This is a genomic window from Comamonas sp. FG99 (assembly GCF_057808605.1).
This window is the reverse complement of the sequence record NZ_JBMDII010000004.1, coordinates 135,206-160,743: the sequence shown is the minus strand read 5'-3', so window position 1 is coordinate 160,743 and position 25,538 is coordinate 135,206. Positions and strand designations below refer to the sequence as shown.

Annotated in this window: 33 protein-coding genes and 1 pseudogene; 20 read left to right on the top strand and 14 right to left on the bottom strand. The window is 64.1% G+C overall.

The window, feature by feature from the left end; translation table 11 throughout:
* Positions 1-96 precede the first annotated feature (96 nt).
* Positions 97-966, bottom strand: coding sequence for an ImmA/IrrE family metallo-endopeptidase (locus ACODRX_RS04505; RefSeq protein WP_123787441.1), 870 nt, complete (start codon positions 964-966; stop codon positions 97-99).
* A 2-nt stretch (positions 967-968) separates the two neighbouring features.
* A complete protein-coding gene (locus tag ACODRX_RS04500) occupies positions 969-1,361 on the bottom strand; it encodes a helix-turn-helix domain-containing protein (RefSeq protein ID WP_123787442.1) in 393 nt (130 codons plus the stop codon).
* Between the two features lie 275 nt (positions 1,362-1,636).
* Between ACODRX_RS04500 and ACODRX_RS04495 the strand changes: the two genes are divergently transcribed.
* The 7 genes from ACODRX_RS04495 (at position 1,637) to ACODRX_RS04465 (ending at position 7,572) form a co-directional block, all read left to right on the top strand.
* On the top strand, positions 1,637-1,861 hold the full coding sequence (locus ACODRX_RS04495) for a DUF2188 domain-containing protein (protein ID WP_003454802.1): 225 nt from the start codon (positions 1,637-1,639) through the stop codon (positions 1,859-1,861).
* A 4-nt stretch (positions 1,862-1,865) separates the two neighbouring features.
* Positions 1,866-2,867: a CBASS cGAMP-activated phospholipase gene (locus ACODRX_RS04490; RefSeq protein ID WP_343499480.1), complete on the top strand. Its 1,002-nt coding sequence runs from the start codon at positions 1,866-1,868 to the stop codon at positions 2,865-2,867.
* A complete protein-coding gene (locus ACODRX_RS04485) occupies positions 2,861-4,003 on the top strand; it encodes a CBASS cGAMP synthase (RefSeq protein ID WP_123787443.1) in 1,143 nt (380 codons plus the stop codon). Before ACODRX_RS04490 ends, ACODRX_RS04485 begins: the two co-directional genes overlap by 7 nt.
* The gene (locus ACODRX_RS04480) at positions 4,000-5,631 is read left to right on the top strand and encodes a ThiF family adenylyltransferase (protein ID WP_371438664.1); all 1,632 of its coding nucleotides are present in this window, start codon (positions 4,000-4,002) and stop codon (positions 5,629-5,631) included. The genes ACODRX_RS04485 and ACODRX_RS04480 overlap by 4 nt, the downstream gene beginning before the upstream one ends.
* Entirely contained in the window at positions 5,619-6,095 is a 477-nt protein-coding gene (locus ACODRX_RS04475; RefSeq protein ID WP_123787474.1) for a Mov34/MPN/PAD-1 family protein, read from the top strand. The genes ACODRX_RS04480 and ACODRX_RS04475 overlap by 13 nt, the downstream gene beginning before the upstream one ends.
* Before the next feature lie 324 nt (positions 6,096-6,419).
* Complete coding sequence (radC, locus tag ACODRX_RS04470) at positions 6,420-6,956, top strand: RadC family protein (protein ID WP_123787475.1); 537 nt, start codon at positions 6,420-6,422, stop codon at positions 6,954-6,956.
* A 268-nt stretch (positions 6,957-7,224) separates the two neighbouring features.
* Positions 7,225-7,572, top strand: coding sequence for a DUF2958 domain-containing protein (locus tag ACODRX_RS04465; protein ID WP_123787476.1), 348 nt, complete (start codon positions 7,225-7,227; stop codon positions 7,570-7,572).
* 37 nt (positions 7,573-7,609) lie between these two features.
* On the opposite strand, the gene ACODRX_RS04460 is transcribed toward ACODRX_RS04465, so the two are convergent.
* The gene (locus ACODRX_RS04460; RefSeq protein ID WP_123788136.1) at positions 7,610-8,281 is read right to left on the bottom strand and encodes a DUF6988 family protein; all 672 of its coding nucleotides are present in this window, start codon (positions 8,279-8,281) and stop codon (positions 7,610-7,612) included.
* 539 nt (positions 8,282-8,820) lie between these two features.
* On the opposite strand from ACODRX_RS04460, the gene ACODRX_RS04455 reads away from it, so the two are divergent.
* From ACODRX_RS04455 to ACODRX_RS04440, 4 genes are all read left to right on the top strand, one after another.
* Positions 8,821-9,645 (top strand): DUF932 domain-containing protein, encoded by an 825-nt coding sequence (locus ACODRX_RS04455; protein WP_123787477.1) that lies wholly within the window; start codon positions 8,821-8,823, stop codon positions 9,643-9,645.
* 78 nt (positions 9,646-9,723) lie between these two features.
* A complete protein-coding gene (locus ACODRX_RS04450; protein WP_123787478.1) occupies positions 9,724-11,766 on the top strand; it encodes a ParB/RepB/Spo0J family partition protein in 2,043 nt (680 codons plus the stop codon).
* 62 nt (positions 11,767-11,828) lie between these two features.
* Positions 11,829-12,038 (top strand): hypothetical protein, encoded by a 210-nt coding sequence (locus tag ACODRX_RS04445; RefSeq protein WP_123787479.1) that lies wholly within the window; start codon positions 11,829-11,831, stop codon positions 12,036-12,038.
* A 2-nt stretch (positions 12,039-12,040) separates the two neighbouring features.
* Positions 12,041-12,250 (top strand): hypothetical protein, encoded by a 210-nt coding sequence (locus tag ACODRX_RS04440; RefSeq protein ID WP_252979110.1) that lies wholly within the window; start codon positions 12,041-12,043, stop codon positions 12,248-12,250.
* Here the strand turns inward: ACODRX_RS04440 and ACODRX_RS04435 are convergent.
* The 8 genes and pseudogenes from ACODRX_RS04435 to ACODRX_RS04400 form a co-directional block, all read right to left on the bottom strand.
* Positions 12,169-12,687 (bottom strand): annotated as a pseudogene (locus tag ACODRX_RS04435) (GNAT family N-acetyltransferase). The gene ACODRX_RS04440 and the pseudogene ACODRX_RS04435 overlap by 82 nt on opposite strands.
* Positions 12,688-12,704: 17 nt before the next feature.
* Positions 12,705-13,934: a chromate efflux transporter gene (gene chrA, locus ACODRX_RS04430; protein ID WP_123787480.1), complete on the bottom strand. Its 1,230-nt coding sequence runs from the start codon at positions 13,932-13,934 to the stop codon at positions 12,705-12,707.
* The gene (locus tag ACODRX_RS04425; RefSeq protein WP_015014846.1) at positions 13,931-14,260 is read right to left on the bottom strand and encodes a PadR family transcriptional regulator; all 330 of its coding nucleotides are present in this window, start codon (positions 14,258-14,260) and stop codon (positions 13,931-13,933) included. Before ACODRX_RS04425 ends, chrA begins: the two co-directional genes overlap by 4 nt.
* Before the next feature lie 72 nt (positions 14,261-14,332).
* Positions 14,333-14,755 (bottom strand): arsenate reductase (glutaredoxin), encoded by a 423-nt coding sequence (gene arsC / locus ACODRX_RS04420; protein WP_123787481.1) that lies wholly within the window; start codon positions 14,753-14,755, stop codon positions 14,333-14,335.
* A gap of 17 nt (positions 14,756-14,772) precedes the next feature.
* Positions 14,773-15,858, bottom strand: a complete 1,086-nt coding sequence (gene arsB, locus ACODRX_RS04415; RefSeq protein ID WP_123787482.1) for an ACR3 family arsenite efflux transporter — start codon at positions 15,856-15,858, stop codon at positions 14,773-14,775.
* 10 nt (positions 15,859-15,868) lie between these two features.
* Positions 15,869-16,366 carry an arsenate reductase ArsC gene (locus tag ACODRX_RS04410; protein WP_123787483.1) on the bottom strand — a complete coding sequence of 166 codons (498 nt, stop codon included), beginning with the start codon at positions 16,364-16,366 and terminating at the stop codon, positions 15,869-15,871.
* Between the two features lie 12 nt (positions 16,367-16,378).
* A complete protein-coding gene (locus tag ACODRX_RS04405) occupies positions 16,379-16,849 on the bottom strand; it encodes an ArsI/CadI family heavy metal resistance metalloenzyme (RefSeq protein ID WP_003107243.1) in 471 nt (156 codons plus the stop codon).
* Positions 16,850-16,861: 12 nt separating this feature from the next.
* On the bottom strand, positions 16,862-17,191 hold the full coding sequence (locus ACODRX_RS04400; protein ID WP_123787484.1) for an ArsR/SmtB family transcription factor: 330 nt from the start codon (positions 17,189-17,191) through the stop codon (positions 16,862-16,864).
* A 786-nt stretch (positions 17,192-17,977) separates the two neighbouring features.
* Between ACODRX_RS04400 and ACODRX_RS04395 the strand changes: the two genes are divergently transcribed.
* On the top strand, positions 17,978-18,292 hold the full coding sequence (locus ACODRX_RS04395; RefSeq protein WP_123787485.1) for a DUF736 domain-containing protein: 315 nt from the start codon (positions 17,978-17,980) through the stop codon (positions 18,290-18,292).
* Between the two features lie 106 nt (positions 18,293-18,398).
* Here ACODRX_RS04395 and ACODRX_RS04390 read toward each other — a convergent pair whose 3' ends face one another.
* Genes ACODRX_RS04390 through ACODRX_RS04380 form a run of 3 tightly spaced genes read right to left on the bottom strand, consistent with a single transcriptional unit; the run spans position 18,399 to position 20,131 of the window.
* On the bottom strand, positions 18,399-19,235 hold the full coding sequence (locus ACODRX_RS04390; protein ID WP_252978782.1) for a macro domain-containing protein: 837 nt from the start codon (positions 19,233-19,235) through the stop codon (positions 18,399-18,401).
* A gap of 33 nt (positions 19,236-19,268) precedes the next feature.
* Positions 19,269-19,832, bottom strand: a complete 564-nt coding sequence (locus ACODRX_RS04385; RefSeq protein WP_016448843.1) for a TIR domain-containing protein — start codon at positions 19,830-19,832, stop codon at positions 19,269-19,271.
* 8 nt (positions 19,833-19,840) lie between these two features.
* Positions 19,841-20,131: a helix-turn-helix domain-containing protein gene (locus ACODRX_RS04380; protein WP_123787487.1), complete on the bottom strand. Its 291-nt coding sequence runs from the start codon at positions 20,129-20,131 to the stop codon at positions 19,841-19,843.
* Between the two features lie 238 nt (positions 20,132-20,369).
* On the opposite strand from ACODRX_RS04380, the gene ACODRX_RS04375 reads away from it, so the two are divergent.
* The 8 genes from ACODRX_RS04375 (at position 20,370) to ACODRX_RS04340 (ending at position 25,336) form a co-directional block, all read left to right on the top strand.
* Entirely contained in the window at positions 20,370-20,720 is a 351-nt protein-coding gene (locus tag ACODRX_RS04375; RefSeq protein WP_031323550.1) for a DUF2958 domain-containing protein, read from the top strand.
* Between the two features lie 309 nt (positions 20,721-21,029).
* Entirely contained in the window at positions 21,030-21,791 is a 762-nt protein-coding gene (locus ACODRX_RS04370; protein ID WP_123787488.1) for a DUF2285 domain-containing protein, read from the top strand.
* Positions 21,792-21,874: 83 nt separating this feature from the next.
* Positions 21,875-22,156, top strand: coding sequence for a helix-turn-helix transcriptional regulator (locus ACODRX_RS04365; protein ID WP_003107109.1), 282 nt, complete (start codon positions 21,875-21,877; stop codon positions 22,154-22,156).
* A 26-nt stretch (positions 22,157-22,182) separates the two neighbouring features.
* Entirely contained in the window at positions 22,183-23,040 is an 858-nt protein-coding gene (locus ACODRX_RS04360) for a replication initiator protein A (protein ID WP_123787489.1), read from the top strand.
* Positions 23,041-23,293: 253 nt separating this feature from the next.
* On the top strand, positions 23,294-23,932 hold the full coding sequence (gene parA, locus ACODRX_RS04355) for a ParA family partition ATPase (protein ID WP_123787491.1): 639 nt from the start codon (positions 23,294-23,296) through the stop codon (positions 23,930-23,932).
* Complete coding sequence (locus tag ACODRX_RS04350) at positions 23,929-24,213, top strand: chromosome partitioning protein ParB (RefSeq protein ID WP_123787492.1); 285 nt, start codon at positions 23,929-23,931, stop codon at positions 24,211-24,213. The genes parA and ACODRX_RS04350 overlap by 4 nt, the downstream gene beginning before the upstream one ends.
* Positions 24,210-24,752, top strand: a complete 543-nt coding sequence (locus ACODRX_RS04345) for a DUF2840 domain-containing protein (RefSeq protein ID WP_123787493.1) — start codon at positions 24,210-24,212, stop codon at positions 24,750-24,752. Before ACODRX_RS04350 ends, ACODRX_RS04345 begins: the two co-directional genes overlap by 4 nt.
* Entirely contained in the window at positions 24,749-25,336 is a 588-nt protein-coding gene (locus ACODRX_RS04340; protein WP_123787494.1) for a S26 family signal peptidase, read from the top strand. The genes ACODRX_RS04345 and ACODRX_RS04340 overlap by 4 nt, the downstream gene beginning before the upstream one ends.
* Positions 25,337-25,538 lie beyond the last annotated feature (202 nt).

Genomic DNA, 25,538 nt, shown 5'->3' with positions numbered 1-25,538 from the left:
TGCTGTATGGAGATATGGTGAAGTTCAGTACCCATCGGAACAACTTGCTGTGGAGTGGAAGAGCAAGTTACGTACGGACAAACAACTATCCGCTTCTCAGCGGCGTCTACTTCGCCCTGGCCACGGTAGCTGCCCCGTGAGCTCCGCCAAGCCGCCATCGTCTTCGACGCGCGCACCGAAGCGGTTCACTTCGACATCTGGCAAGTCCTCGCTGTCGAACCACAGCAGCGACGTCGTGGTATCAGTGCGGGCGTAGTGTTTGGAAATCTCCCAGAGGTCAAGGCCCTTTTCCCAGTTGTCGAACCAGATGTCTTGTGCAACCTCATCCGTGTCGGCGGCACTGCTGCCTGAAGAACGGAGGCGGTGAGCCACGGAGCCGACGGGAATGGCGGATCTGGGAGATATCCAAGCCCCAGCCTGTCGCAAGCTGGTGGAGCGTGCCGCGTAGCGTACTGCGCCGCGCTCCATGGTGACGAAGGCGCAAGGGATGTCGCTGAGGGAGGCGAATCGCGACGCTGCGGCGGGAAATGATGTGCTGAACAATGCCGCCATGCGCTGGATCAGCTCCAGCGAAGGTTCTTCCTTGGGCGCAAGCGACAGCCATTGCTGATATGGCATCAGCAATTCAGCGGCGAAGGTGTCGCAGGCGATTTCGTTCGGATGCCGCTTTGCATAGGACCAGGACGGCACCTCCTCATGGCTCGATTCCAGCGCAAGGACGATATGCGCAATTTCGTGGCAGATGGTGAAGCGCTGGCGTTCTTCCGTCTCCAGCGAGTTCACCGTAATGACGTGCTTGCCATTCGGCTTGGTGATCGTGTAGCCGGACTCACCCTCACCAAGCTCCTCCTTCTTGACCTTGGCGTTGGCCTCGACGACATAGGGCGTCAGATCTTGCCGGATGTCGGACGCATCGACCTTCGCAACAAAGGCGCGCGCTTTCTGTCTGACATCCGCCTCATCCATGTTCAATCGTCCTCGTCCTCGTCCTCGAATGCCCTCTGTATCCGGGCAATCAGCGTCGCGGGATCGGGCCTCGTATTCCCACGATGCCTCACCCCCGCTGCAGCCGAAAAGATATCGATGCTGATGGACGGATCGTTCAGCACGAACTCGACAAGGCGGGGATCGGCTTCAGCATGGTCAACCAGCCACATCACCAGCGCAGCATCTCTTTCACCTGGTTTGAGAACCTTCAGCAGCTTCTCGACCAAGTCCGCTGACGGGTTCGTCTTCTCGCCGGACTCCAGGCGGTGGACATAGGCATGGTCCACCGATGACAGTTGACCGATTTCGCGCAATGAGAGGGTTCTGCGCTCGCGTAGCGTCTTGAGGGCGACGCCCAGGCCTGTTTGTGACATCCGTTCCGTTCCTTGTGGCTGCGGCGGACACCGGTGTGTTTCCGGTCCGAAGCAGTTGCGTTCCGCGGCACCAAGCCCACCCTTTGCAGCTTGGCACCAAGTCTGATACATTGTTGTCCAGCCAGACAACAGAAGTAAGTTCTACGACTGCAGAGAGTTGATTTGGCTTGACTCGCCCGTTGTCTGCAAGAGCAACGATTTTGCTTCAACCGGTGGTCATTGGCAACCCGGCCGGCTGGCTGGGGTCTCGATGGTTCAACTTAAGGAAATTCGCCATGACAGGCAAAAATCAGCACGTAGTTCCTCACCAGGACGGTTGGGCCGTCAAGGGTGCCGGCAATCAGCGGGCAACCTCCGTGCACGACACGCAGCAACAGGCCATTGACGCGGCACGGGACATCGCACGCAACCAGCAGTCCGAACTGGTCATCCACCGCCCCGACGGCCGCATCCGCGACAAGGACAGCCACGGCAACGACTCTTTCCCGCCGAAAGGCTGATGCCATGACGGGCGTGCCCACCTACCATGTGCTCGCCCTGTCTGGGGGCGGCTATCGCGGCCTGTACACCGCGACGGTTCTTGCCGAGCTTGAAGCCGTGCTGGGCCGCCCAATCGCTTCGCACTTCGACCTGATCTGCGGCACCTCTGCAGGCGGGATGCTGGCCTTGGGGCTGGCCGCAGAAATCCCTGCCATTGAACTCAAAGCCTTGTTCGAAGGACAGGGTTCCCGCATCTTTGGTTGCCGAAGTCTCGCTCGGCGCCTTCTGGGCTTCTGGTTGACCGCCAAGCACGACTCCGCAGGGTTGCGGGGCGTGCTGACCGAGCGCTTTCAAGACGCCACGATCGGCAACTTGAAGCACCGCGTTCTCGTGCCAGCCGTCAACTACTCGACAGGGCGTGGCCAGTTCTTCAAAACGCCTCACCATCCCTCATTTGAGATGGACCACCGCATGAGGATCGTGGATGTGGCGTTGGCGACCGCCGCTGCGCCTGTGTACTTTCCGCTGGCGCGTAACGACCGCGGCGTCTTTGCGGATGGAGGTCTGGTCGGCAACGCGCCCGGACTGTTCGGGCTGCATGAGGTCAATACGTTCCTCGCGCCGAAACAGAATGCCCTGGTTAGGGTGCTGTCCATCGGCACGATGACGATCGGTGCAACGGTCCGCGGTGGCGCCAGCCTCGACCGCGGATTCGGTAAGTGGCGCGGGGGGCTCTTCGACCTGGTGATCTCCGCCCAGGAGTCGTCGGTGGACTACATGCTACGACAGTCCTTGGGCAGCAACTACTTCCAGATCGACGACAAGGCCACGCCCGATCAAAGCAAGGACGTAAAGGCGCTGGACCGGGTTTCCTTCGGTGCCACGAATACGCTGAAGGATCGCGGCAATCATGCAGCGCAGCGCGCGCTTGGCGACCCTCTTTTCCAACCGTTTCGAGCGCATCAGGCCGGCGCACCCACCTTCTATCACGGCCCTAACAAGAATGTGCCGGAGGCCGCATGCTGAATCTGAGCCCGCTTTTCTTTACCACCGTCGATGACGAATCCTGCATGCATGACGAGTTGGATCTGTCGCCCGCGCAACGAGCGGGGATCGCCAGCGCCCGAAATGATGTCAGGAACTGCCTCCGCACCGGAATTCCGCGCGTGCTGCGCGAACGTGGGTACACGGAAGACGTGCCGCAGCCGCGTTTCTTCACGCAAGGATCGTGGGCGTACAAGACTTTGAATGGTCCGGCACAGCGGCCCCAGCAGGCGGATGTCGATGATGGTTGTTATCTGCCGTTGAGTTTCGTCTCCCAGACGAAGCGTCCCAGCAGGGCAACAACGGTGTTCTTTGCCGCTGCAGAAGAAGCATTGAAGCCGCTGGTCGAGGAAAAGCGCTGGAAGCTCGTCACCGACAAGCCGACCTGCATCCGAATTGTCATTGCAGCGTATGCCCACATCGACATTCCGCTGTACGCCATTCCCGACGAAGAATTCGTCACGCTCGCGAAAGCCTCGATGGAGCGATACGGCTACGACTCGCTGACGGAGGCAGTGAATATGGCAGAGCGGGATGCCTGGACGGCATTGCCCGCTGACAAAGTTTTGCTGGCGCATCGGGAATGCAACTGGATGTCTTCGGATCCCAGGCCTGTGAAGGAATGGTTTCTGGGCGAGGTGGAAGCCAAGGGCGAACAGTTCCGCCGCGCGATTCGCTACTTGAAGGCGTTCCGCGATTGGCGATGGCCCAGCGGCGGGCCGGCTTCGATTCTGCTGATGGCCGCTGCGGCTCCGCTCTTCGAGAAACGGGATCGGCGTGACGACCTAGCCCTGCTGGATGTCGTCGCAGCATTGCCGGGCAGGCTGCGCGCGGGGGTGAACAACCCCGTGGAAGAGTCGGAGTCACTTACCTCACGCCTTGGCAAAGAGGGCGTCGAAGAGGCTGCGAAGGCGTTCGAAGCATTTGAAAAGGTGCTGCGCGGTGCCACCGACGCCGGCAGCCCTTCACAGGCCTGCATCTGGATGCAAGGCGAGTTCGGTCCACGTTTTCCGAACGAGCCCGACCGGGTCAAAGTGGTATCCGTTGCCGCGACCATCGCCGCAGCGCCGGCCACGGCTGGTCCGAGTGAACTGGTCGGGCGAACGAAAGCCGGATGAGCAGCGTTGCCGCAATCGCTGACGTGATCGAAGCCTTTGAGCGGCAAGGCTTCAAGTTCGTCGGCAAGACGGAAGACGGCTGGTTCAAGCTGCGGGGGCCGTTGATCCCTTGCGGCGCGGTCGACGGCATTCCATGTGAGGTTCAGCTCGACCCTGCCTTCTTCGACCTGCCTCGCATTCGGTTGCTTGAAATTCCGCCTGAACTGCCCAAGGCGGTTCCCCATCTTGGTGCGGATGGCAGCCTTTGCTATTTGGCCAAGGGGACCGTGGTATTGGACATCTACGATCCAGTCGGGCAGTCCTTGGCATGTCTGCAACGCGCGGCCGCCGTGCTGGGGCGAATATTGAAAGGCGAGATGATCGAAGACCTCGCCGAAGAATTCTTTGCCTACTGGAGCGGCTGGCTTTGCTTCGTGGACATGCAAGGCGAAGATCTGGGCCGGCAGAACTGTATCGTTGCGCAAGCCCATGGCAATCCGCTCTGGTTCATCACCGACAACGAAGAACGAACAACCAAAAAGCTGCATTCGCTCGGCTACCAGGTCACCGATAGAACGGTGCTGACCTACCGAGTCAAGACCACCGCTCAGCCCCGGCCGCTGACCAGCCACTGGCCTCCTGAAACCGTGGGGGACGTGTTGACTTGGCAAAGCACCCTGGACCCTCGGTGTCGGCGCAAGATTCACGAACGAATCAAGGAGGGGCAAAGCAAGAGGGCCAATGGTGTCCTCATCGTCATCGAGTCGCCATTGATGACGTATGGTTTTGTTGTGCTCTTTGACCACCAACCGTTGACGCACAAAGCCAAGCTCGCTGATCGCAGAGATTCAACCTTTGGACTGAAGGTTATGCCCGTCTCTGTGATCCGGATCGATGACCGGTATCTGGCCCAGCGCAACATTCCCAATTTGAGAACGCTGGCGGGGAAACGAATCGCAGTTGTGGGGTGCGGCACGATCGGCGGATACCTCTCGGACATGCTGGTCAAGGCCGGGGCGGGCACATGCGGCGGAAAACTCACGCTGGTGGATTTCGACGCACTCCTTCCACAGAACATCGGGCGGCATCGCCTCGGATTTCCGGACCTGCTGTCGAACAAGGCCGAGGCCATGGCGCGGGAACTCAAGCGCTTGTCGCCAGGCGCCGAGGTTCACGCGCTTCCTGTAGATGTCAGACAGGCTCAATTGGGAAAGCTTGACCTGCTCATCGATGCCACCGGCGAAGAATCCCTCGGGCACTGGCTGTGCGGCCGCTATCGGGCGCCCACCCCCATGCTTTCTGTCTGGATCGAAGGGCCTGGAACAGCTGTGCGGGCGCTCCTGAGAACGACCGCGTTGGGTGCGTGCTACCGGTGCTTATGGCACAGCCACAGAAGAAGCGAACTTCGCTCGACCGTTGATGCTCTACCGAACATCTTGGCAGGCCATGGGTGCGAGGGCTTGTATGTGCCATTTCCGGCTTCGGTGTCGGTGCAGGCTGCCAGCCTGGGCGCTGATATGGCCCTTGATTGGATCAACGGCGTCCACTCTCCTGCGTTGCGAACCCGGCTGATCGATCAGACCCATCAGTTGGCCACGTCCGACTGCGATCCTCAGCGAGATCGGGATTGCCCTCTATGCAACTCCTAGGTTCCTGGGCAACTGGCGACAAAGGCACGTTGCTGCATTTTTCGGCAGCTACGCTGCAGACATTCAATCAGCATATTCAGGGCACTGATGCCGACTGCGAAGCCGGTGGGCTTTTGCTTGGCTCCGTGCATGGAGGCCACTTGCTCATTGAGCAAGCGACGGTTCCCACGGCCTGGGACAAGCGGTTTCGCTACCTGTTCGAGCGGATGCCGTTTGGACACGAAGCCATCGCCTTGTCTCGATGGACGGCGAGTCAAGGGACAATCCGCTATTTGGGTGAATGGCATACCCACCCTGAAGATCATCCTCATCCTTCTGGTCTCGACAGATCAGAGTGGAACCGACTGTCAGCGCAGCGTCGAGACAAGCGGCCCATGCTTGCTGTCATCGTTGGGCGACAGTCCCTGTATGTCGAACTGGTGCCAAGTACGGGACGCGGTTCAGTGCTGATCCCTGTGGAATAACTGGTAATCGATATTCGGTCGTTCCGGCGTACCGCAGCCGGGTTCGGGGGCTGCGCCCCGGGTTTCCTGCCGCATCCCGGCCATCCGGCTTTGATCCCTGACGTCTGCGCGGCGTTGCCGCTGCGCGCTTCGCTTGCCAGTGCAATGCTGGCGGGGTGTGGGCTGGCTTGCTGTTCCCTTCATCCTTGCACACCGTTCTCGCGGTCAAGGTCTGCGCGCACTCGTGCGCTTGCGGCCTGACGGCCGTCGTTGAACCTGTGACAGCTGCGCTGCGGCGTGCCGGTTCCGGTCTTGGGCAATCCCGCCCGATCACTGGAGTTCGCCATGTCGCACGATCTGTTCTCGTCCCTCGATTCCTTCGCAGCCGTTTCTTCTGCTGCTGGTTCACTGCTCTTTCGCGATGTCGCGGGTGAGTACCGCTCGGCCGAGCCAGCCGAAGTGCTGCAGGCGGCGCTGCGGGTGTTGGCAGGCCAGTTGCGCGGTACCGAGATGCTGTCGTCACCGCAGGTGGTGCGCGACTTCCTGCGTATCAAGCTGGGCACGCTGGAGCACGAGGTGTTCGCGGTGATCCATCTGGATGTCCAACACCGGGTCATTGAGTACGTCGAGATGTTCCGGGGTACGGTGAACCAGACGTCGGTGTACCCGCGCGAGATCGTCAAGGAAGCCCTGGCGCGCAATTCGGCGGCGCTGATTCTGGTGCACAACCATCCGTCGGGTGTGGCCGAGCCGTCGCGGGCGGACGAGGCTCTGACGCAGACGCTCAAGAGCGCGCTGTCGCTGGTGGACGTGCGGGTCATCGATCACCTGATCGTGGCTGGGCCGACGATCCTGTCCTTTGCCGAGCGCGGGCTGATCTGAGCCCGCGCAACCGGGAGCCGCATGGGCTCCCGGATTTTCCTGTGCCGTGGACAGCGTGCCATGGCATGGCACGAGACCGTTGCAAGACGGAGGGTGAGGCTGGCTTGCTGTTGCACCCAGCGTGCCACGTCATTCTCGCCGTCAAGGTCGGCGCGCATCGGCGATGCGCTGGCGGCCTGGGCGGCCGTCTTCGAACCTTGACCGCTGCGCTGCGCCGTGACCCGGAGGCTGCGGGCAATCCCGCCCGGCATTTCTTCTGGAGTTCACCATGAACGCACTCATCACCGACGCGCAGCGCGTGCTGCTTCTGGCCAATGGCCGCGAATCGCTACAGGACACCGACTTCGATCCGGCACCCGTGGTCAAACTGTTCACGGCCGATGCGGGCGCGACCTGGCTGCTGACCGAGATCGACCCCGACGACCATGACCATGCCTTCGGTCTTTGCGACCTGGGCCTGGGTGCCCCGGAGCTGGGCTGGGTCAGTCTGCAGGAACTGGCAACCGTGCGGGGACGGCTGGGCTTGCCGGTCGAGCGTGATCTGCACTTTCGCGCCGAGAAGCGCTTGAGCGCCTACGCACGTGATGCGCGGCTGGCCGGGCGGGTCGTCGTCTGACCCGCCATCAGGGCGTCCGTCATCGACGCCCTGATCCTCAGGGCTTGAGCAGATCCGGCAGGCAGTCGGCGAACGCCGGCTGGACCTTGCTCATCGGCTTGGTGATGGCTTCATCGCCGGTGAGGATGGCCATCGTCATGGCGGTCATGGTGCTCAGCCCGTTCGAGTTGCGCAGCACCTGCAGGGCCAGATGCACGGGGAAGCCATCGGCATTGCGCCGCAGGGGATGAATGCCGCCGTGAACGAACGAGTTCATGGCATTCCAGGAGATGTCCTTGAAATGGACCAGCATCTGGTGGGCTGCTGCCGGCGCATTCTGTCCGACGCGCTTGCCGATCTGATCGATCATGTCCTTTGCGCTGGGTAGATTCTTGGCGGCCTGTTCGGCCTCCAGCGTGAGCGGGGCCGACAGCTTCTCGATCGCTGTCTCGGGGGCCGCATAGATGAGCCACATGGCGCGGGTCAGCGCTTCGAACTGCAACCGCATCAGACTGACGGCCGATGTAGGCATGCCCAGCGCCATCAAGGCATGCAAGGCTGTGGCGTGTTCCATGGCGACCAGGCACATGCCCAGAGCTGCTTCGCCGCGTGGAGAGCCGTCGAATTCGGCTTCGTCCAGCAGTTCGTTGAATCGTTCGTGCAAGGCCTCCGAGCGCTGGAGCATGTGTTCCAGGGGATCGTCGGAATCGGTGTGTTCTGTCTCGGGCATGGCGTCATCGTAAAGGCCACTTTGCGTTCGGGCGTCCCCGGCCACCAGGGAGATGGCCGGTCGCGCTGTCGTGCGCGTTGCGCATCGAGCCGCCTGCGGTGTCTCGCCCCTTCGGGCTTCCATCGTTCCCTCGCTCCGCTCGGCTGACGCCTCCGGCCCAGCTTCCAGCTTCGGGCCTGCGCGCTTCGCTTGCCGTGCGGTCAGCGCAAGGGGAGGGCCGTTGCCATGTCCAGCCGTCTTCCCTGACTCCATCACCTTGTCCGCGACTGTAGCCGCGCCCCTGTGCCGTCAAGGCGCGCAGGGCCGTGTCCTCGGCTGCGCCTGCGGGCCGCACCAACCCCGCGCTTGCCTCCTTGACGGCACCCGTTCGCGCGCTCCTGACCGTCGCGGGCGATGAACTCAGGAAAGACGGTGGCAACAGGGCCAGCCGGGTTCCTCGTGCCGACCGCACCGAACAGCCGGAAGGCTGGGCTTCCGAATCTAGGAATCCGGTGTGCGGTGTGAACAGCAAACCCTTTTTCTTTGTAAGGAGAAATGCCATGCAACTCGCATCCCGCTTCGCTTCCCGTTCTCCGGTGCTGCGTTCGGAACGTCCCTTGTCCGATGACCAAATCCGGGCCGTGGCCCCGTCCATCTTCGCGGAGGCACCGCACGAAAGCCGCTCCGAGCGGTACAGCTACATCCCCACCGCGACCGTGCTGCAAGAACTGCGCGGGGAAGGCTTCGAGCCTTTCATGGTGACGCAGACCCGCGTGCGCCACGACGACCGCCGCGACTACACCAAGCACATGATCCGGCTGCGCCACGCCAGCCAGGTCAACGGCCGCGAGGCCAACGAAATCATCCTGCTGAATTCCCATGACGGCACCAGCAGCTATCAGATGCTGGCCGGGATGTTCCGCTTCGTTTGCAGCAATGGCCTTGTCTGCGGCGACACCGTGGCCGACGTGCGCGTGCCGCACAAGGGCGACGTGGCCGGACAGGTGATCGAAGGCGCATACGAAGTCCTGCACGGCTTCGACCGGGCGCAGGAATCACGCGATGCCATGCGCGCCATCACGCTCGACAGCGGGGAATCGGAAGTGTTCGCCCGCGCTGCGCTGGCGTTGAAGTACGACGAGGACAAGCCGGCGCCCATCACGGAATCGCAAATCCTGATGCCGCGCCGCCACGACGACGACCGCCGCGACCTGTGGAGCGTGTTCAACCGCACGCAGGAGAACTTAACCAAAGGCGGCCTGTCCGCCCGCTCCGCGAATGGCCGCCGCCAGACCACGCGGCCCGTGCAGGGCATCGACCAAAGCGTGCGCCTGAATCGCGCCCTGTGGCTGCTGGCCGATGGCCTGCGCCAGTTGAAAGCCTGAATCCCGACGCGGCAGCGGCACGCCGCAGCCCTTGCCGCTTCTCTCGCTGCTGCATCCCAACCGCAAGGAGTTATCACCATGAACGCCGTACTCAAAACCGAAACTGTCGCCATCGAAGCTGGCGCACCGCTGGAAGTGGCCGACCCGTCCAAGAACCTGATCTTGGTTCCCCTCTCGCTGTTGCTGCCGCGCCGCTCCAAGCGCAACGTGCGGACGACCCCGCGCCAGTCCATCCCCGAACTGGCCGCAAGCATCGCCCGCATCGGCCTGCTGCAAAACCTGATCGTCATCCTCTCCGCCGATGGCGAGCAATACGAAGTCGTCGCAGGCGACCGCCGCCTGACCGCCTTGAAGCTGCTGGCGAAGAAGAAGCGCATCCCCGCCGACTACGAAGTGCCGTGCCTGCTGGTGCCCGATGCCTCGGCTCGCACCGTCAGCCTTGCGGAGAACGTGCAACGCGAGAACATGCACCCCGCCGACCAGTTCGCGGCCTTCGCCGCGCTGGTCAAGGAAGGCCGACCCATCGAGGACATTGCCGCCGATTTCGGCGTGTCCCCGCTGGTGGTGCAGCGCCGCTTGAAGCTGGCGAACGTCTCGCCGCGCCTGATGGCCGACTATCGCGCCGGTGGCGTGACGCTGGAACAGTTGATGGCCTTGACCATCACCGACGACCACGCCGCGCAGGAAGCCGCGTTCTATGGTGCGCCGGAATGGCAGCGCAGCCCGTCCAAGCTGCGCGAGCGCCTGACCGAGCGCGAAATCGACGCCACGCACCCGCTGGTGCGCTTCGCCGGGCTGGACGCCTACAAGGCAGCGAACGGCGGCATCCGCCGCGACCTGTTCGCAGAAGGCGATGCCGGAACCTACCTCACCGATACCGGAGTGCTGGAAATGCTGGTGCGCGACAAGCTGGAAACGCTGGCCGAGGACGTGCGCGCCGAGGGCTGGGCATGGGTGGAGGCCGTGCCGCATCTGGCCTACGAGGACCGGCAGGCGTTCCAGAACGCCCCGCGCCATCGCCGCGAGCCGACGACCCGCGAGGCCCGCCGCATCGCCTCGCTGGAAACCCGCCTCGAGAAGATCGACGCCGAACTGGAAGATGCTTGCGACGCCGAGGACGAGGCCAAGGCCGAGAAGCTGGAACAGCGGCGCGATCAGGTGGTCGGGGAATTGCAAGACGCGGAGGACGCCTTGCAAGGCTATGCGCCCGAGGTGCGCGACGTGGCCGGGGCCATCGTCACCATCGACCGCAACGGCGAGGCCGTCATTCATCGCGGCCTGCTGCGCGAGGCCGAAGCGAAGGCGCTGCGCGCGCTCGACAAGCTGCGGCGCGGTTTCGGCAGCACCGAAGGCGAAGCCGCCAACGACGAGCGCGAGGACGACGACAACGACGCACCCAAGGCCGCGAGCCTGTCCGATCGGCTGGCGCAGCGGTTGAGCGCCCACCGCACCGCCGCGCTGCAAATTGAAGTCGCCCGGCATCCGCAAGCCGCGCTGGCCGCGCTGGTACATGGCATGGTGCAGACCGTCTTGCAGCCCGACGCCTACGGCGATGGCCTGCCGTTGGGCGTGCGCCTCACGGTGCAAGACCGGCTGGAAGGCATGGCCCCGGACTGGCCGGAATCGCCCGCCGCCGTGGCGCTGCGCGAACTGCAACAGGTGGCCGGTGAAGCCTTGCCGGAGGACAGCGCCGAATTGTTCGCCGCGCTGCTGGCGAAGTCGCAAAACGAACTGGTCAAGCTGCTGGCCGTATGCGTCGCTTCCACGGTGGACGTGGTGACGCCCCGCGCCATGACGCACCAGCCCGGCGAGGAACTGGCGCAGGCCGTGGGCCTGGATATGGCCGCATGGTGGAAGCCGACCGCAGAAGGCTACTTCAAGCATGTTTCCAAGGCCGCGATTCTGGATGCCGTGGGCGAGTACGCACCCGAGCAGGTCAACCGGCTGGCGAAGCTCAAGAAGGCCGACATTGCCAGCGAAGCGGAACGGCTGGCCGATGGCACGGGCTGGATGCCCGCCATCTTCAAGGCCGCAGGCGCGCAGGACGCCGTGCAGGAGGCCGACCCAGAGCAGGATGCCGACGCTGTGGCGGATGAACCTGCCGAGGCGCTGGCCGCTTGACCCGCGCCAATGGCAAGCGCCCCGACTCCGGCCGGGGCGCTTCGCTGGAAGGGGCACCGCCCATGACCCACACTACGACCAGCCGCCCACGCATGGCGGCGACCTATGCCCCCGGCACGGTACGCACCCGCCGCTGGCATGGTGAAGGCGACGTGCGCGGCTATCGTCCGCCTGCGGGCTGGACGGCCCGCACCGACCTCACCGACATTCATCCCATCACGGGCCGCGCCTTGCCGCGTGCCGTGTGGTGGCTCATCGAGACGAAGGAATAACCGTGTTCAGCACCGCGCCCAGGCCGTTCCGTCCTGGGCGCGGTGAAACACAAAATCCGGGCGTGGCAGTGGCCGCGCCCGGTGTCGAAGGCCAACAGCCGAATCAGAACGCCGCCGCCTTCGCGGTGGCTCAGGCGGCGGCGTTGAAGGCATCGCTGTATTTCGCGATGCCTTCGGGCACCGGCCCATCGAAGGCCAGCGCCATGAAGTAGCCGGGCGGCACGCCCGGCAGTTACAGGCCCGCATGGGCCTGGAAACCAAAGCGCGCGTAATACGCGGGATCTCCCAGCAGAACGCAGCCTGCGGCCCGCATGGCCCGCAGTTCGGTCAGTGCCCGTTCCATCAAGCGCGAACCAATGCCTTGCCCCTGCCTTGGCGGCATGACTGAAATCGGCCCCAAACCATACCAGCCCTCGGCCTTCCGGCCTTGGGCGTCGGAGACCGTGACGGGGGACAGTGCGACGTAGCCGATGATCTGTCCACGTTCCTCGGCCACGATGGAAAGCGTCAGTTCCTGGGCTACACGCAAGGCACGCACGATGAACTGCTCGGTATGGCTGGTGTGCGGCGCATCGGCGAAGGCGGCGGTCGTGATCGCTTCGATGGCGGCAATGTCGTCGGCGGTTTCGTGTCGGAGCTGGATGGTCAGGGTGTGCCACATGAGATTCAGACGCCCATCGCCATGACCCAGCCCACCAGCCCGGCTAACAGCACCACGAGCGCCGGCGGCACGCGCCCCACCGTCAGCAGTCCGAACGAGAGCAGCGCCAGCCCAAAATCCGCCTTGCTGTGGATGGCACTCGTCCATACCGGGTCATAGAGGGCGGACACCAGAATACCGACCACGCCGGCGTTGATGCCGGCCATGGCCGTCTGGATGCCCGCGCGGTGGCGCAGCCCTTCCCAGAACGGCAGTGCACCGACCAGCATGAAAAAAGCGGGGAGGAAGATCGTGCCCAGGAGTGCCAGCCCGCCGATCCAGCCATGCAGCGGTCCGTGGGCGACCGCGCCGAGGTAGGCCGAGAAAGTGAACAGCGGCCCCGGCACGGCCTGCGCCGCACCGTAGCCGGCCAGGAAGTCGGCATTGCTCACGACGCCGCTGGGCACCACCGAGGCCTGCAGCAGCGGCAGCACAACGTGTCCACCGCCGAAGACCAGTGCACCGGAGCGGTACACCCCTTCCAGCAGGGCTATCGTGGACGAGTCCGTGGCTGCCGCCCACAGGGGCAGCCCGACGAGCGGTGCGGCAAACAGCAGCAGCGCCACGATGCCCAGCTTGCGCGAGACGGGGTAGCTGTGGGCGTGGCCGCCGCCGGGTTGCGCGATCTTCAATGTCCACCAGCCCAGCAGCCCTGCCACCGCGATGGCGGCAAGCTGTCCCGCAGCCGAGGGCAGGACCATGGTCAGCAGCGCCGCCAGAATGGCCAGCGCGGCGCGCGGCCGGTTCGGGCACAACGACTTGGCCATCCCCCAGACCGCTTGCGCCACGATGGCCACGGCGACGACCTTGAGCCCGTGCACCCAGCCGGACTGGGCCAGCCCCTGGTACTCGGCGATGCCAAAGGCGAACAGGATCAGCGCAATCGCCGATGGCAAGGTGAATCCGGCCCAGGCCGCCAGCAGCCCCAGCCAGCCCGCGCGGCCCAACCCCAGCGCCATACCGACCTGGCTGCTGGCCGGCCCCGGCAGGAACTGGCACAGGGCGACCAGATCGGAGTAGCTGCGGTCATCCAGCCAGCGGCGACGCTCGACGAACTCCGAGCGGAAATAGCCCAGATGCGCGATCGGCCCGCCGAAGGAGGTCAGCCCCAGCTTGAGGAAGGCGCCGAAGACTTCGACGGGTGAGCCGCGCGCGGCAGCGGCCTCATGCTGCAAGGTGTTGGTGGAATCTGTCATTTGTGCATCGCCTCCCCGGTGAACTCCCGGATGCGGTCCTTGGCCAGCGCCAAGCCTTCCTTGCCCTTGGGCGTGATCGTGTAGAGCTTGCGCACGGTGCGCCCCTCACGCTCCTGGCGGGAGACGAGGTAGCCGTCGCGCTCCATCTTGTGCAGCATCGGGTACAGCGTTCCGGGGGAGAGGCGGTAGCCGTGGTGGGCCAGCTCGTCGATCATCCATTGCCCGTAGATCTCCTGCTCGGCTGCGTGGTGCAGCACATGCAGGCGGATCAGCCCCGACAGCAGGTCGTGGTGCTCCATGGCGCGTGGAGTAGGTTTCTCTTTCATATCGAATATCGATAACGAAATTCGATAATACCAGCCTCACTTCAGATTGCCTGCCGCTTGTGCGGGAGGTCTTCAGACCCTGCGACCCTCCGCATCCACCACGGCTTCGCCGTCTTCCTTGCGGAACGCGCCGCGCTGCGGCTGCGGCAGGATGTCCAGCACGGCCTCCGAAGGCCGGCACAGGCGCGTGCCCAGCGGCGTGACCACAATGGGCCGGTTGATGAGGATGGGATGCTGGAGCATGAAGTCGATCAACTGGTCATCGCCCCACTGCGGGTCGCCCAGGCCCAGTTCGGCATAGGGCGTGCCTTTCTCGCGCAGCACGGCGCGCGCCGATACGCCCATTGCGGCGATCAGCACCATCAGCGTCGCCCGATCAGGCGGGGTCTTCAGGTACTCGATGACCGTGGGCTCCTCGCCGCTGTTGCGGATCAGGGCCAGCACGTTGCGCGAGGTGCCGCAGTCGGGATTGTGGTAGATCGTGACGGTGCTCATGGGAGTGACCTGGTTGGTTATCGGGTGGCGGAGTCCGGGCCGCATTCGTACCAGCCGCGCGAGCGGTTGACCACGCGCACGACCAGCAGCATCACGGGTACCTCGATCAGCACGCCGACCACCGTGGCCAACGCCGCGCCGGACTGGAAGCCGAACAGGCTGATGGCGGCGGCCACGGCCAGCTCGAAGAAGTTGGAGGCACCAATCAGCGCCGAGGGACAGGCAATGTTGTGCTGCTCGCCCAGCCGGCGGTTGAGCCAGTAGGCCAACCCGGAGTTGAAGAACACCTGGATCAGGATCGGCACCGCCAACATGGCGATCACCAGCGGCTGGCGGATGATGGCCTCGCCCTGGAAGGCGAACAGCAGCACCAGCGTGAGCAGCAGCGCCGCGATCGACAGAGGGCCGATGCGCTCCAGCGCCCGGTCGAAGGCGGCTTGGCCCTTGCTCAGCAACGCGCGGCGCCAGAGCTGGGCCAGGATGACCGGAATCACGATGTACAGACCGACCGATACCAGTAATGTGTCCCACGGCACCGTAATGGACGATAAGCCCAGTAGCAGGCCCACGATTGGGGCGAAGGCGAAGACCATGATGGTGTCGTTCAGCGCCACCTGCGACAGCGTGAACACAGGATCGCCCCCGGTCAGCCGGCTCCAGACGAACACCATTGCCGTGCAGGGTGCGGCGGCTAGCAGGATCAGGCCCGCGACATAGCTGTCGAGCTGGTCGGAGGGCAGCCACTGCGCGAAGACCTGGCGGATGAAGATCCAGGCGAGTAGCGCCATCGAGAAGGGTTTGACGGCCCAGTTGACGAACAGCGTCACGCCGATGCCGCGCCAATGCTGCTTGACTTGGCCCAGCGCGCCGAAGTCCACCTTGAGCAGCATGGGAATGATCATCACCCAGATCAGCAGGCCCACCGGCAGGTTGACCTGCGCGATCTCCATGCGGCCGATGGCATGGAACACGCCGGGCGCGAACTGGCCGAGCGCGATACCGGCGACGATGCACAGCAGTACCCACACGCTCAGGTAGCGCTCGAAGACGCTCATGGTTGGGGCGGCCGGCACGCGGCTGGCCGTTTGGGTTCCAACACTCATCGCGCAGACCTCACTTCGTGCCGATGCTGCGCAGCTCGTGCTGCAGCGACATGGCATCCAGGCGCTGAATCGGCAGCGACAGGAACAGCTCGATGCGTCGGCGCAAGGTCAGCGCCGCATCCGTGAATGCCTTGCGCTTCTGTTCGTCGGTGCCCTCGACGGCTGTGGGATCAGGCACACCCCAATGCGCCGACATCGGGCGTCCCGGCCACACGGGGCAGACCTCGCCGGCGGCGTTGTCGCAGACCGTGAAGATGAAATCCAGCTCCGGCGCACCGGGCGCCGCGAACTCGTCCCAGTTCTTGCTGCGGTAGCCGGCGGTCGGCATGTGCAGCCGCTCCAGCGTGGCGAGCGCCAGTGGGTGGACTTCTCCCTTGGGGTGGCTGCCCGCCGAGTAGGCGCGAAAGCGCCCCTGGCCCAATTCATTGAGGATGCCTTCGGCCAGGATGGAGCGAGCCGAGTTACCCGTGCAGATGAACAGGGCGTTGTAGGTCTTGTCGGTGGTCATGGGTATCTCACATCAGCAGCAGGAGGAAGCCGGCTTCACCGCAACGCCCACCGGCTTGCCGCGCACCGGGGTACAGCACGCTGCGGCGGAAGTCGCTGCAGGCGCCGCTTCGTTAAAGACCGGAATATTGCCCAGCGTGTGGAAGTGCTCCCAGGCCACGCCCTGCGGATCGGTGATCCAGTGCTTCTCGCTGCGCGCGTAGCAGCAGGTCGTGGTGCCCTCGTCCAGCAGCGTCATGTCGGCCGCCTCGGCGCGGGCCTTCAGCACCGCCAACTCCTCGGCATCGTCGGTCTGGATACCCAGGTGGTCGATGCCCGGCTTGTTGCCACGTGTGGAGATGGCGAAGTTGACCGGCGGGTCTTCGAGCATCCATTTGGCGTAGTCGCCTTCGACGCGCGCGGGCTGCGCGGCGAACAGTTGGGAATAGAAGCCGATGCTGCGGTTCAGGTCATCGACGTGCAGGTGGACGTGGAAGCGCTTCATGGGGAGATCCTTTCAGCAGGAGGTACAGGCGGAGGAGGAATCACTGACCTCACACGTGCTGCCTTGGCAGCAGTGCTCGGTCAGGTAGCCGAGCAACCCATTCATCTGGCTGAAGTCGGCGCGGTAGATCAGGTTGCGGCCTTGCTGTTCGATGGTGACGAGGCCGGCATGGGCCAGTTCTTTCAGGTGGAAGGACAGCGCGTTGCGGGCCACGTCGAGCTGATCGGCCAGAACGCTGGGCGTGAGCCCTTCGGGGCCGGCGACGACCAGGGATCGGAACACGCGCAGGCGCTGGGCATGGGCTAGGGCACCGAGGGCGGAAACAGCTTGGGTCTCATTCATTATTCAATGATACATCAATTATTGAATCAATGGCAATGCCGCTTATGCTGGATCAAGCCTGCGTGCTTGGGTGGCTTGACCTTCAAGACAGTTGCTCACGCCTTCGCGCCTGCGGCGCTGCGCGCTTCGCTTGCCTCCAGGGGAAAGCCCTGCGGGCTATCCCCGCCGCGCGCAGCTTGGCGCCCCTCAAACACCGCCGAACCGGCTGCGCCGGATCTGCCTAGCCAGCGCCCCGCCGCGATGGACGGGCCGCTGGCGAACACGCTGGCGCTTGCTGCGGCAGGTTGTGCGGATGCGTGCCGTCCTCAACGCTGGCGGTTCCTGCCCATCACGTCACGAAGGACGGTTCACGGACAACCCGCCCGGCATCGCTATGGAGCTTCCACGCCACGCCTCAAGACCTGCGCCGCAAGGTGTGGCAGGGCGTTCTCGCCTGTCGTTGGGTGGTTGACCTGGCCCGCGTCAGGGGGCGGGCCGGAGAAGCCTTCGGGCGGGGATGCCGAGCCGGCCCTATCTCCGTTCGGAGCGGTTCGGCCCAAGGCGTCCTTGTCTCGTTGTGAATCCTGGCGGGGGCGCGGCTGCGCCTCGGGCTTCATGACTGCAACCGTCCGGCGAAAACAATTTCCCCTGCGCTGCGCGCATTCCTCGCGGGACAAATTCTTTTCGCCTCCCGGTTCTCCACTACGTTGCGACCGCAAGCGGTGCAGCCAGCCCGTCCCCCGCCGGCCGGATCACAACAAGGACGCGATGGGCGCGAACCTTGTTCAACCGAAAGGAGAGAACATCATGGCCAACATCGGCACCTTCACCGCAGACAAAGACGGCTTCACCGGCACGCTGCGCACCCTGACGCTCAACGTCAAGGTCAAGCTGGTTCCCAACGACAAGGGCAGCAGCGAGAACGCCCCCGAGTTCTGCCTCCAGGCCGCAGGCCACGACATCGGCGCGGCATGGAACAAGACCAGCGAGGCCGGGCGGGAATACAAGTCCGTGACCCTCGACGATCCTTCGTTCCCGGCTCCGGTCTATGCCCGCCTGATCGAAGGCGAGGACGGCACGCACGACCTGATCTGGTCGCGCAGCAAGCCCCAGGCGGCGTGACCGTCGCAGCGCCCCGCCCATCGCGGCGGGGCGCTGTGCTGTTGGTACAGCACCTATCCAGTCAGCACCTATGAGAAGCAGGCTCGTTCCGAACCGCTATTGGAAATTACACGCCGTTCCTAGCGGATTTAATGTCAAGAAGATTGATCTGGTCAATCTTATCTTTGTGGATCACGATGGTCAGCTTCGCGGGATACTTGAATCGCATTTCGCTGATCCTGAACGTCCACAGCATTATCTTCAGGAGATCCTCGTCGGAAATGTTCTTGTGTCCTTTGATCCGCGTGATTCCCGAACCGAAGATTGTGGTCGATACGCTTTGCTGGGCGTAGACGTTGTTTACCTTGTCCCAGAAATTGATGAGAAACTCAAGGTACTCCGGCATCGTTAGCAGCGCCTTGTTGTTCTCGTCGAACTTGGAGAACGCGGTCAGGAGGTAGTCCTTGTACAGGCAGATCGTGCCTATCTGATATCTTTTCTTCTTCCCCTGTTTCCTGGCCTCGTTCTCATCCAGCACTTCGCTGATATCAAAAGCGTATTCCTCGATGTGGCGGTCCAGTTCGGAGAGTGGGACGCCGAGATGCTTCTGGATGAAAACGCCGTTGAGGGAAGTCTCGCCAATTATCTTGTTATCAACCTGCGTGTCGAAATACTCATTGAAGGCGATTGCCTTCAATCCAGGCTGCTGGAAAATGTCTCCAGTCTTGATCGCGACATCGCTGCCCTCGACATTGATGTCGATACTATTCAGGTTGTTCGACCAGAGCCATATCACCAAGTAGATGAGCGCCAGTATTACTAAGAAGCCCAAGCCAGCCTTCAGCTTCCACTCGGTAGGGACGTCAACAAAAATAACTACGAATGACAGCGTACCGCTGATGACAGCGGTGATCTCAAGGAATTTCTTGATGACCCGCCTGTCAAAAAAGTTGACCTTCGCCATGACGTGGATCATTCGCTCCGATATGTCGATTGATTATGGGTTGTACCTGTAGATGCCTGGGGCCTTCATGCTCCCAACCATGAACTCGCCGTCCTGCAAGGATTTTTTTATGAGTTCCTTGTTCATTGGGACATGAAGCGTAGGGATTTTGCTCATCGAATCCCGGAATACGGGAAGATTTCCCCACAGGTTCTTGACCGCCTGCTTCAATGATCCACCGACCAGCAGGCTTTCCTTGGTGGCATATTCAGGGTAGACGACGATGACGGGTAGCCCCTGGTCGTTGATCCCGTAGTCGATTTCTTCTCGAAGGGCACGGGAATTCGTCGTGATCGAACTCAAGATGAGGATGATGTTCTTCGAGTTCCGAAGGCGCTCCCTGAGTCTCGGCTTCAGGGTATATTCCCAATCGCTGCCGTCGCGGACGCTGTAAGTTTTGTCGTGCGAATCGACAAAGGGGAACGTCGCATCAGCGCCTTTCCACATCCGCAGGGTGTTGTAGTATTGAAAATCTTTTGTCGCATTGGCACCCAGCGAGCTGGGATGGAATGGCTCCGCAACGTAGAAGGCGGTGTAGTTTCCATTTCGATATGCCATGGCGCTTCTCAATCTCCGTCTGAATTCAATACCGCCTCAAGTTCGTGGCGAACCTGCGCCAGCAACTCGTCGGCCTTGCGCGTGCTGTCGCCTGCGTAAGCCAGCGTCAGCAGCGTGAGCGGGTGGATCTCCATCACCTCGCACAGCTCGGCCAGTTTGTTCAAGGTAGGGCTTTTAAGGTCGCGCTCCAGGGTACTCATATAGGTGCGGCTCGACACGTCCGAAAACGCTTCTTGGCTCAAGCCACGCGCTTTCCTGACTGTCTTCAAAGCCTTCGCCAATGAGTACCGAGCCGCCACCTATGGTTCCCCTGAAAAACCAAGATGACAACCCATTGCGCTCTATAGGGCTACAATCTATAGTGTTCATTGTTGTTCTCCGCTTTCGTGCCTTTACGGAAATCCGTATCGACGGGTTCCAGCAAAGCCACAGAACCGCATCCGTGCTTGCGCACGAAGGCGTACATCCGTTTTCGCGGTTCTGCGCTTCGACGTGGAACAGCATTCGTGCATCATTGGATTTGTGGGATTGCCGACCATGCCCCAGTCACTCACCACCGCCCCGGAGCGCGCGCAACTGCTCGCCAACGGCGCGGCCCGTGCCGCTGGCCGGGCCATCGACCCGGTGCCCGTGGTGCGCCTGTTCACGCCGGACGCGCACGTGACCTGGCTGCTGGCCGCGCTCGACCCCGTCGATGGCGATACCGCCTGGGGCCTCATCGACCTGGGGATCGGGATGCCGGCGCAAGGCACCGTCAAGCTGTCCGAGCTGGCCGGCATCGTCGGGCCACGCAAGCAGCCCGTGATGCGCGATCTCTATTTCCAGCCCACGCGCACACTGTCGGAATACACCTGCTTGGCCGAGCAAGACGGGGCTATCCCGGACTGAGCACAGCCCACTGTGACTTTTTCAGTCTGGTGTCATACCGGGCAGGTCTCAATCAGCATTCTTGCGGCGCAGCCGCACCAGTCTGATCCAAATAGACATGATGCCCGACGCGGGCTACGGCAGGCTGGTCTGTACGGCGCCCCACCTCGGGGCGTTGCCGCCGCAGCATTGAGACAACTACCGCAACGCATCGGAGCCAATCGGTCTTGACAGTCCCAACTATCTTTTTTCCCCATGACGTTCTGATGATGGCGATGTAGCGCGTAGCCCTGCCGTGGCGGCCTGTCCTGTTCGCAGGGAGGTTGCGCCATGGTCGATCCCCATCACGTCGCGCATTGGTATCCGACTGCCGCTTACCTGTACGTCCTTTGGCTGGATACGCTCGCGCTCGCCTGGGAGTACCTGCGCAGGCATCCCGACTACCGGCTTGACTGGCTGCGCCGTCATCGCCGGCCTGAAGCAGCGCATCGCTGGGGCTTGCGCCTGCTGGAAGACCCGGCCTTGGATGCGCGTGACGCGCATCCCGCTTGGCTGCCTGGTCATGCGGCCGTGGTGCAGCTCTATCCCGATGCCGACCCGCCGCAGGATGCCGCCACCTTCGCGTTCTGGTGCATCCCCGGCCACAAGCAACTTCTCCACGACGGCAAGGGGCTGGCGCTGATCGCGCGCAGCCCAGGCCATTGCCTGCGCTTCGCGTTGGCGTCCGCCCTGGAAGACGGCATGGCCGTGGCCTATGCCCATCGCGGCGGCGCTGCCGCGAATGCGCGTCGCCATACGCCCGGCCCAGCCTTGGCCGACGCCAAGCCCAGGCCAACACCTGCCGCGCTGCTGGAGCTGCACACCTTGCAGGCGCTCGACGCGACCCTGGCGGGCGCATCCTTGCGCGATGTCGGCGAAGGGCTGTTCGGTGCCGAGGCCGTGGCCGATTGGTACAGCGATGGCGGCCTGCGCTCCAAGGTGCGCCGCCTGGTGCGGCGCGGCGATGCGCTGATGCGCGGCGGCTATCGCCGGTTAGCACAGCTTCCGCCGCTTGAGAAGGGTCGTTTTGATGCGGACGCAAAACGGCCCTGATCGGAAACCTCTCGCTTCTTGAGACTGCCTCCATCCGGTCGCGCTGTGTGGCCGGGCGTTTTCAAACGATGGAGGTTCACACCATGCGTCCCGCTCCTTTGCGGCCTGCCGCCACTGTCTCGACCGCTGCCGCGCAACCTCAACGCTATCTCACCAACGACGAAGCCGCCGAGTACCTACGCCTATCGCCGCGCACGCTGGAAAAGCAGCGCGTGATTGGCGGTGGCCCGCGCTTTCGCAAGTTCGGCCGCCGTGTCATGTACGCCGTGGCCGACCTCGATGCCTGGGCGGCCGACCGCAGCTTCGAGACGACCTCCGATCCCGAATACGCCGAGCACCACTCGGCCGACAGCCGTGCGCGCTGATCGGCGGCGCGCGGCAGGCCATCGCCATGTCCAGCACCGCGCTGCCGTCCCGGCAGCGGCCGTTGCAGGAGCGCGAACAGCTCGACCTGTTCCGCGCCTTGCCCGGCGACATGGCGCCGCGCGACAGCCAAGACCTGATGGCCTATCCGTTCTTCTCGCTCGGCAAGTCCAAGCGGGTCAAGCCCATCGACTTCCGCGCGGGCAACGTCACGATCCGCGTGGAAGGCACGGCCGAGCACGGCATCGCCACGATTTGGGATGCGGACGTGTTGATATGGGCGGCCTCGCAGATCGTGGAGGCAAAGGACGCGGGACTGCGGCCTTCGCGGCTGATGCGCGCCACGCCCTACGAGATCCTGCGCTTCATCGGGCGCGGCAAGTCGCTGCGCGACTACCAGCGCCTCAAGGCTGCGCTGGATCGCCTCCAATCGACCACGGTGGCCACGTCCATCCGCGAGACGACCGGGCGGCGCCTGCATCGTTTTTCATGGATCAACGAGTGGAAGGAACTGGCCGACGCCAGCGGCACGCCGCTGGGCATCGAGCTGATCCTGCCGGACTGGTTCTATGCCGGCGTGCTCGACGCCGCCTTGGTGCTGACCATCGACACGGCGTATTTCCGGCTCACGGGCGGCATCGAGCGGTGGCTGTATCGGCTGGTGCGCAAGCATGGCGGCAGGCAGGAGCACGGCTGGCAGTTCGACTTCCGCTACCTGCACCAGAAATCGGGCAGTACCGCCAAGCCCTACGACTTCGCCTGCGACCTGCGCGCGCTGGTCGCACGGCAGTCGCTGCCCGGCTACGTCCTGGGCATCGAGCGGATGCCGGACAACGGCATGGAACTGCTGACATTCCGGCCCGTGCCGCAGACGGCACGGGGATAACTCCGGGAGAGCCTGTGGATGGAGTCGTGCTATCAGGCGTGCGGGGTATCGTGCTATCAGGCGTGGGACGATCGTGCTATCAGGCGTGCCGATCGGCCGCAAACCCTCGCCAGCACTGGGTTTCCTGGCCCTCTAACTTCCCTAACTTCATTTCTCTAACTTTTAGTAGAGAAACGCCGCTGCGGTGGACAACCACCACGCGGCCACAAACGCAGCAGCAAAAGCCCGGTTTTCCAGCACGGAGGGCCAGGCCATGATCGTCGCTCTGCTCAACCAGAAAGGCGGCGTGGGCAAAACCACGCTCGCCACGCACATCGCCGGCGAGCTGGCGATGCGCGACCAGCACGTCGTCCTGCTGGACGCCGACCCGCAGGGTTCATCGCTGGACTGGACACAGCGCAGAAGCCAGCAGGGTTTGCCAAGGTTGTTCAGCGCCGTGGGCCTGGCACGCGAAACGCTGCATCAGGAAGCACCAGAACTCGCCAGGCGGGCCGATCACGTCGTCATCGACGGCCCGCCACGCATCGCGGCACTGGCGCGCTCCGCGCTGCTGGCGGCCGAGCGCGTGCTGATCCCCGTGCAACCCAGCCCCTACGACCTGTGGGCCAGCGCCGAGATGGTGGCGCTGATCCGCGAGGCGCAGGTGTTTCGGCCTGCGCTGCGCGCGGCCTTCGTCATCAATCGGCGCGTCAGCACCACGGTGATCGGGCGCGAAGCGCGCCAGGCGCTCGCCGACCAGCCGCTTCCTGCGCTGCGCGCGGAAGTGCATCAGCGCATCGTGTTCGCCGACAGCGTGGCCGCTGGCCGGCTTGCACGCGAGACGGCGCCGGACAGCGCAGCCGCCCGCGAAATCACTGCGCTGGTGGACGAACTGCTGCGGTGGCCGTCATGACAGAGAAGCCACCACCGAACAGCAAGCGCACGGCCAAGCGCGTCGGCATCGGCGCGCGCCCGCCCGCAAATCCGCACGCCGAGGCGTGGATTCGCCAGGGCGACGCCGATGCGCTGGGCAAGGGCGACCTCTACACCGCCCGCCTGACCCTCGACATCACGTCCGCGATGCGGGCGCGCATCAAGGTGTCGGCCTTCACGCAAGGCGTGACCGTGGCCGACCTGCTGCGCGGCCTGCTGGAACGGGAGTTTCCAGAGAACCGCAGGGAGAACACACCATGACTACATCCGCTTCGCCTGCCTCCGCGCCTTCCGTCGCGGCCACGGCTGCGCTCGCAGCACCTGCCGGCCAACCCGCCAGCGCGCCGCTGACGCGCGTGGCGCTGGCTTACATCGAACCGCATTTCAAGCTCTATCTGCGCTTCGGTGAACCCGCGCGCACCCTCCAGCTCGACCGCTGGCGGCGCTGCGCGGTGTTCCTGCCGGGCGCGATGTTCTGCCGCATCCGCTGGCAGGCCAACGACTACGGCACCGTGCGCTGGCAGCTCATGGTCATGCAGGCTTGCACGCCGTTCGATGCGGCGCAGCGCATCCCCGGCGTGCTGCCGGGCGCGCGCCTGCTGCTGCACGCCGAGGGCGAGAACGCAGTGCGCGCCGTGCTGGAGCGCATCGACGCCATCGAGGCGCTGGGTATCGCGCCCGGCGGCGCCTCGCTCGCGTACTGGCGCACGCTCGCCAACCGGCTCGCCGCACGCTTGCCACTGCCCGAATACACAGCCGAGCGGCACGCCGCCTGGCTGACCGGGAGGGCGCTGTCATGACCGCCGCTTGTGCTGCCGACACCGCGCCGCAGCCTCGCTCGCGCCTGCGCGCTCGCATCGTGCTGGCGGGCCTGTCCGCCTGCGGCCTCGCTGCGCTGGCCTGGGCATCCTTCGTGCATCCGCTGCCGCGCCTGATCTACAACCCGTCCGACAGTGTGGCGGTCGGCTGGTATCGCGTCGATCCGCTGGGCCACGGTGCCGGCTCGCTGCCACGTCCGTTGTCCGTGGACAGCATCGTCCTGACCACGCTGCCGCCAGACGCCGCCGCGCTGGCTGCGCAGCGCGGCTACCTGCCGGCGCGCGTGCCGCTGCTCAAGCGCGTGGGCGCTATCGCACCGCAGGAGGTGTGCATCTCTGGCCGCATCGTCCGCATTGACGGCGTGCCTTCGGCCGCCGTGCTGCCCGCTGATCGCTGGGGTCGTCCGCTGCCATCCTGGCAGCAATGCCGTCGCCTTGAAGCTGGCGAACTGTTCCTGCTCAGTGTGACCAACCCGGCGTCGTTCGACAGCCGGTATTTCGGGCCGGTCAGCGCATCCGCCGTGATCGGCGTCGCGCATCCGGTCTGGCTGGAGTCCCACCCATGATGGCCGCCGATTCGCTGCACGTCGCCGTGCATCTCATCGTGCCATCGGGCGTGTCGTTCTGCTGTTCGTCGCCGTGTCGTCGCGCGTGCAGTGCGGGTGCCAATCCTACGCATTGGGCACCGCAGTTCGCGCTGCCTTCGGCGCAGCCGTCCAACGTGCAGGCGTCTTGCCTCGAACGCGCCCGGCCTGCGGCCGTGTCCGC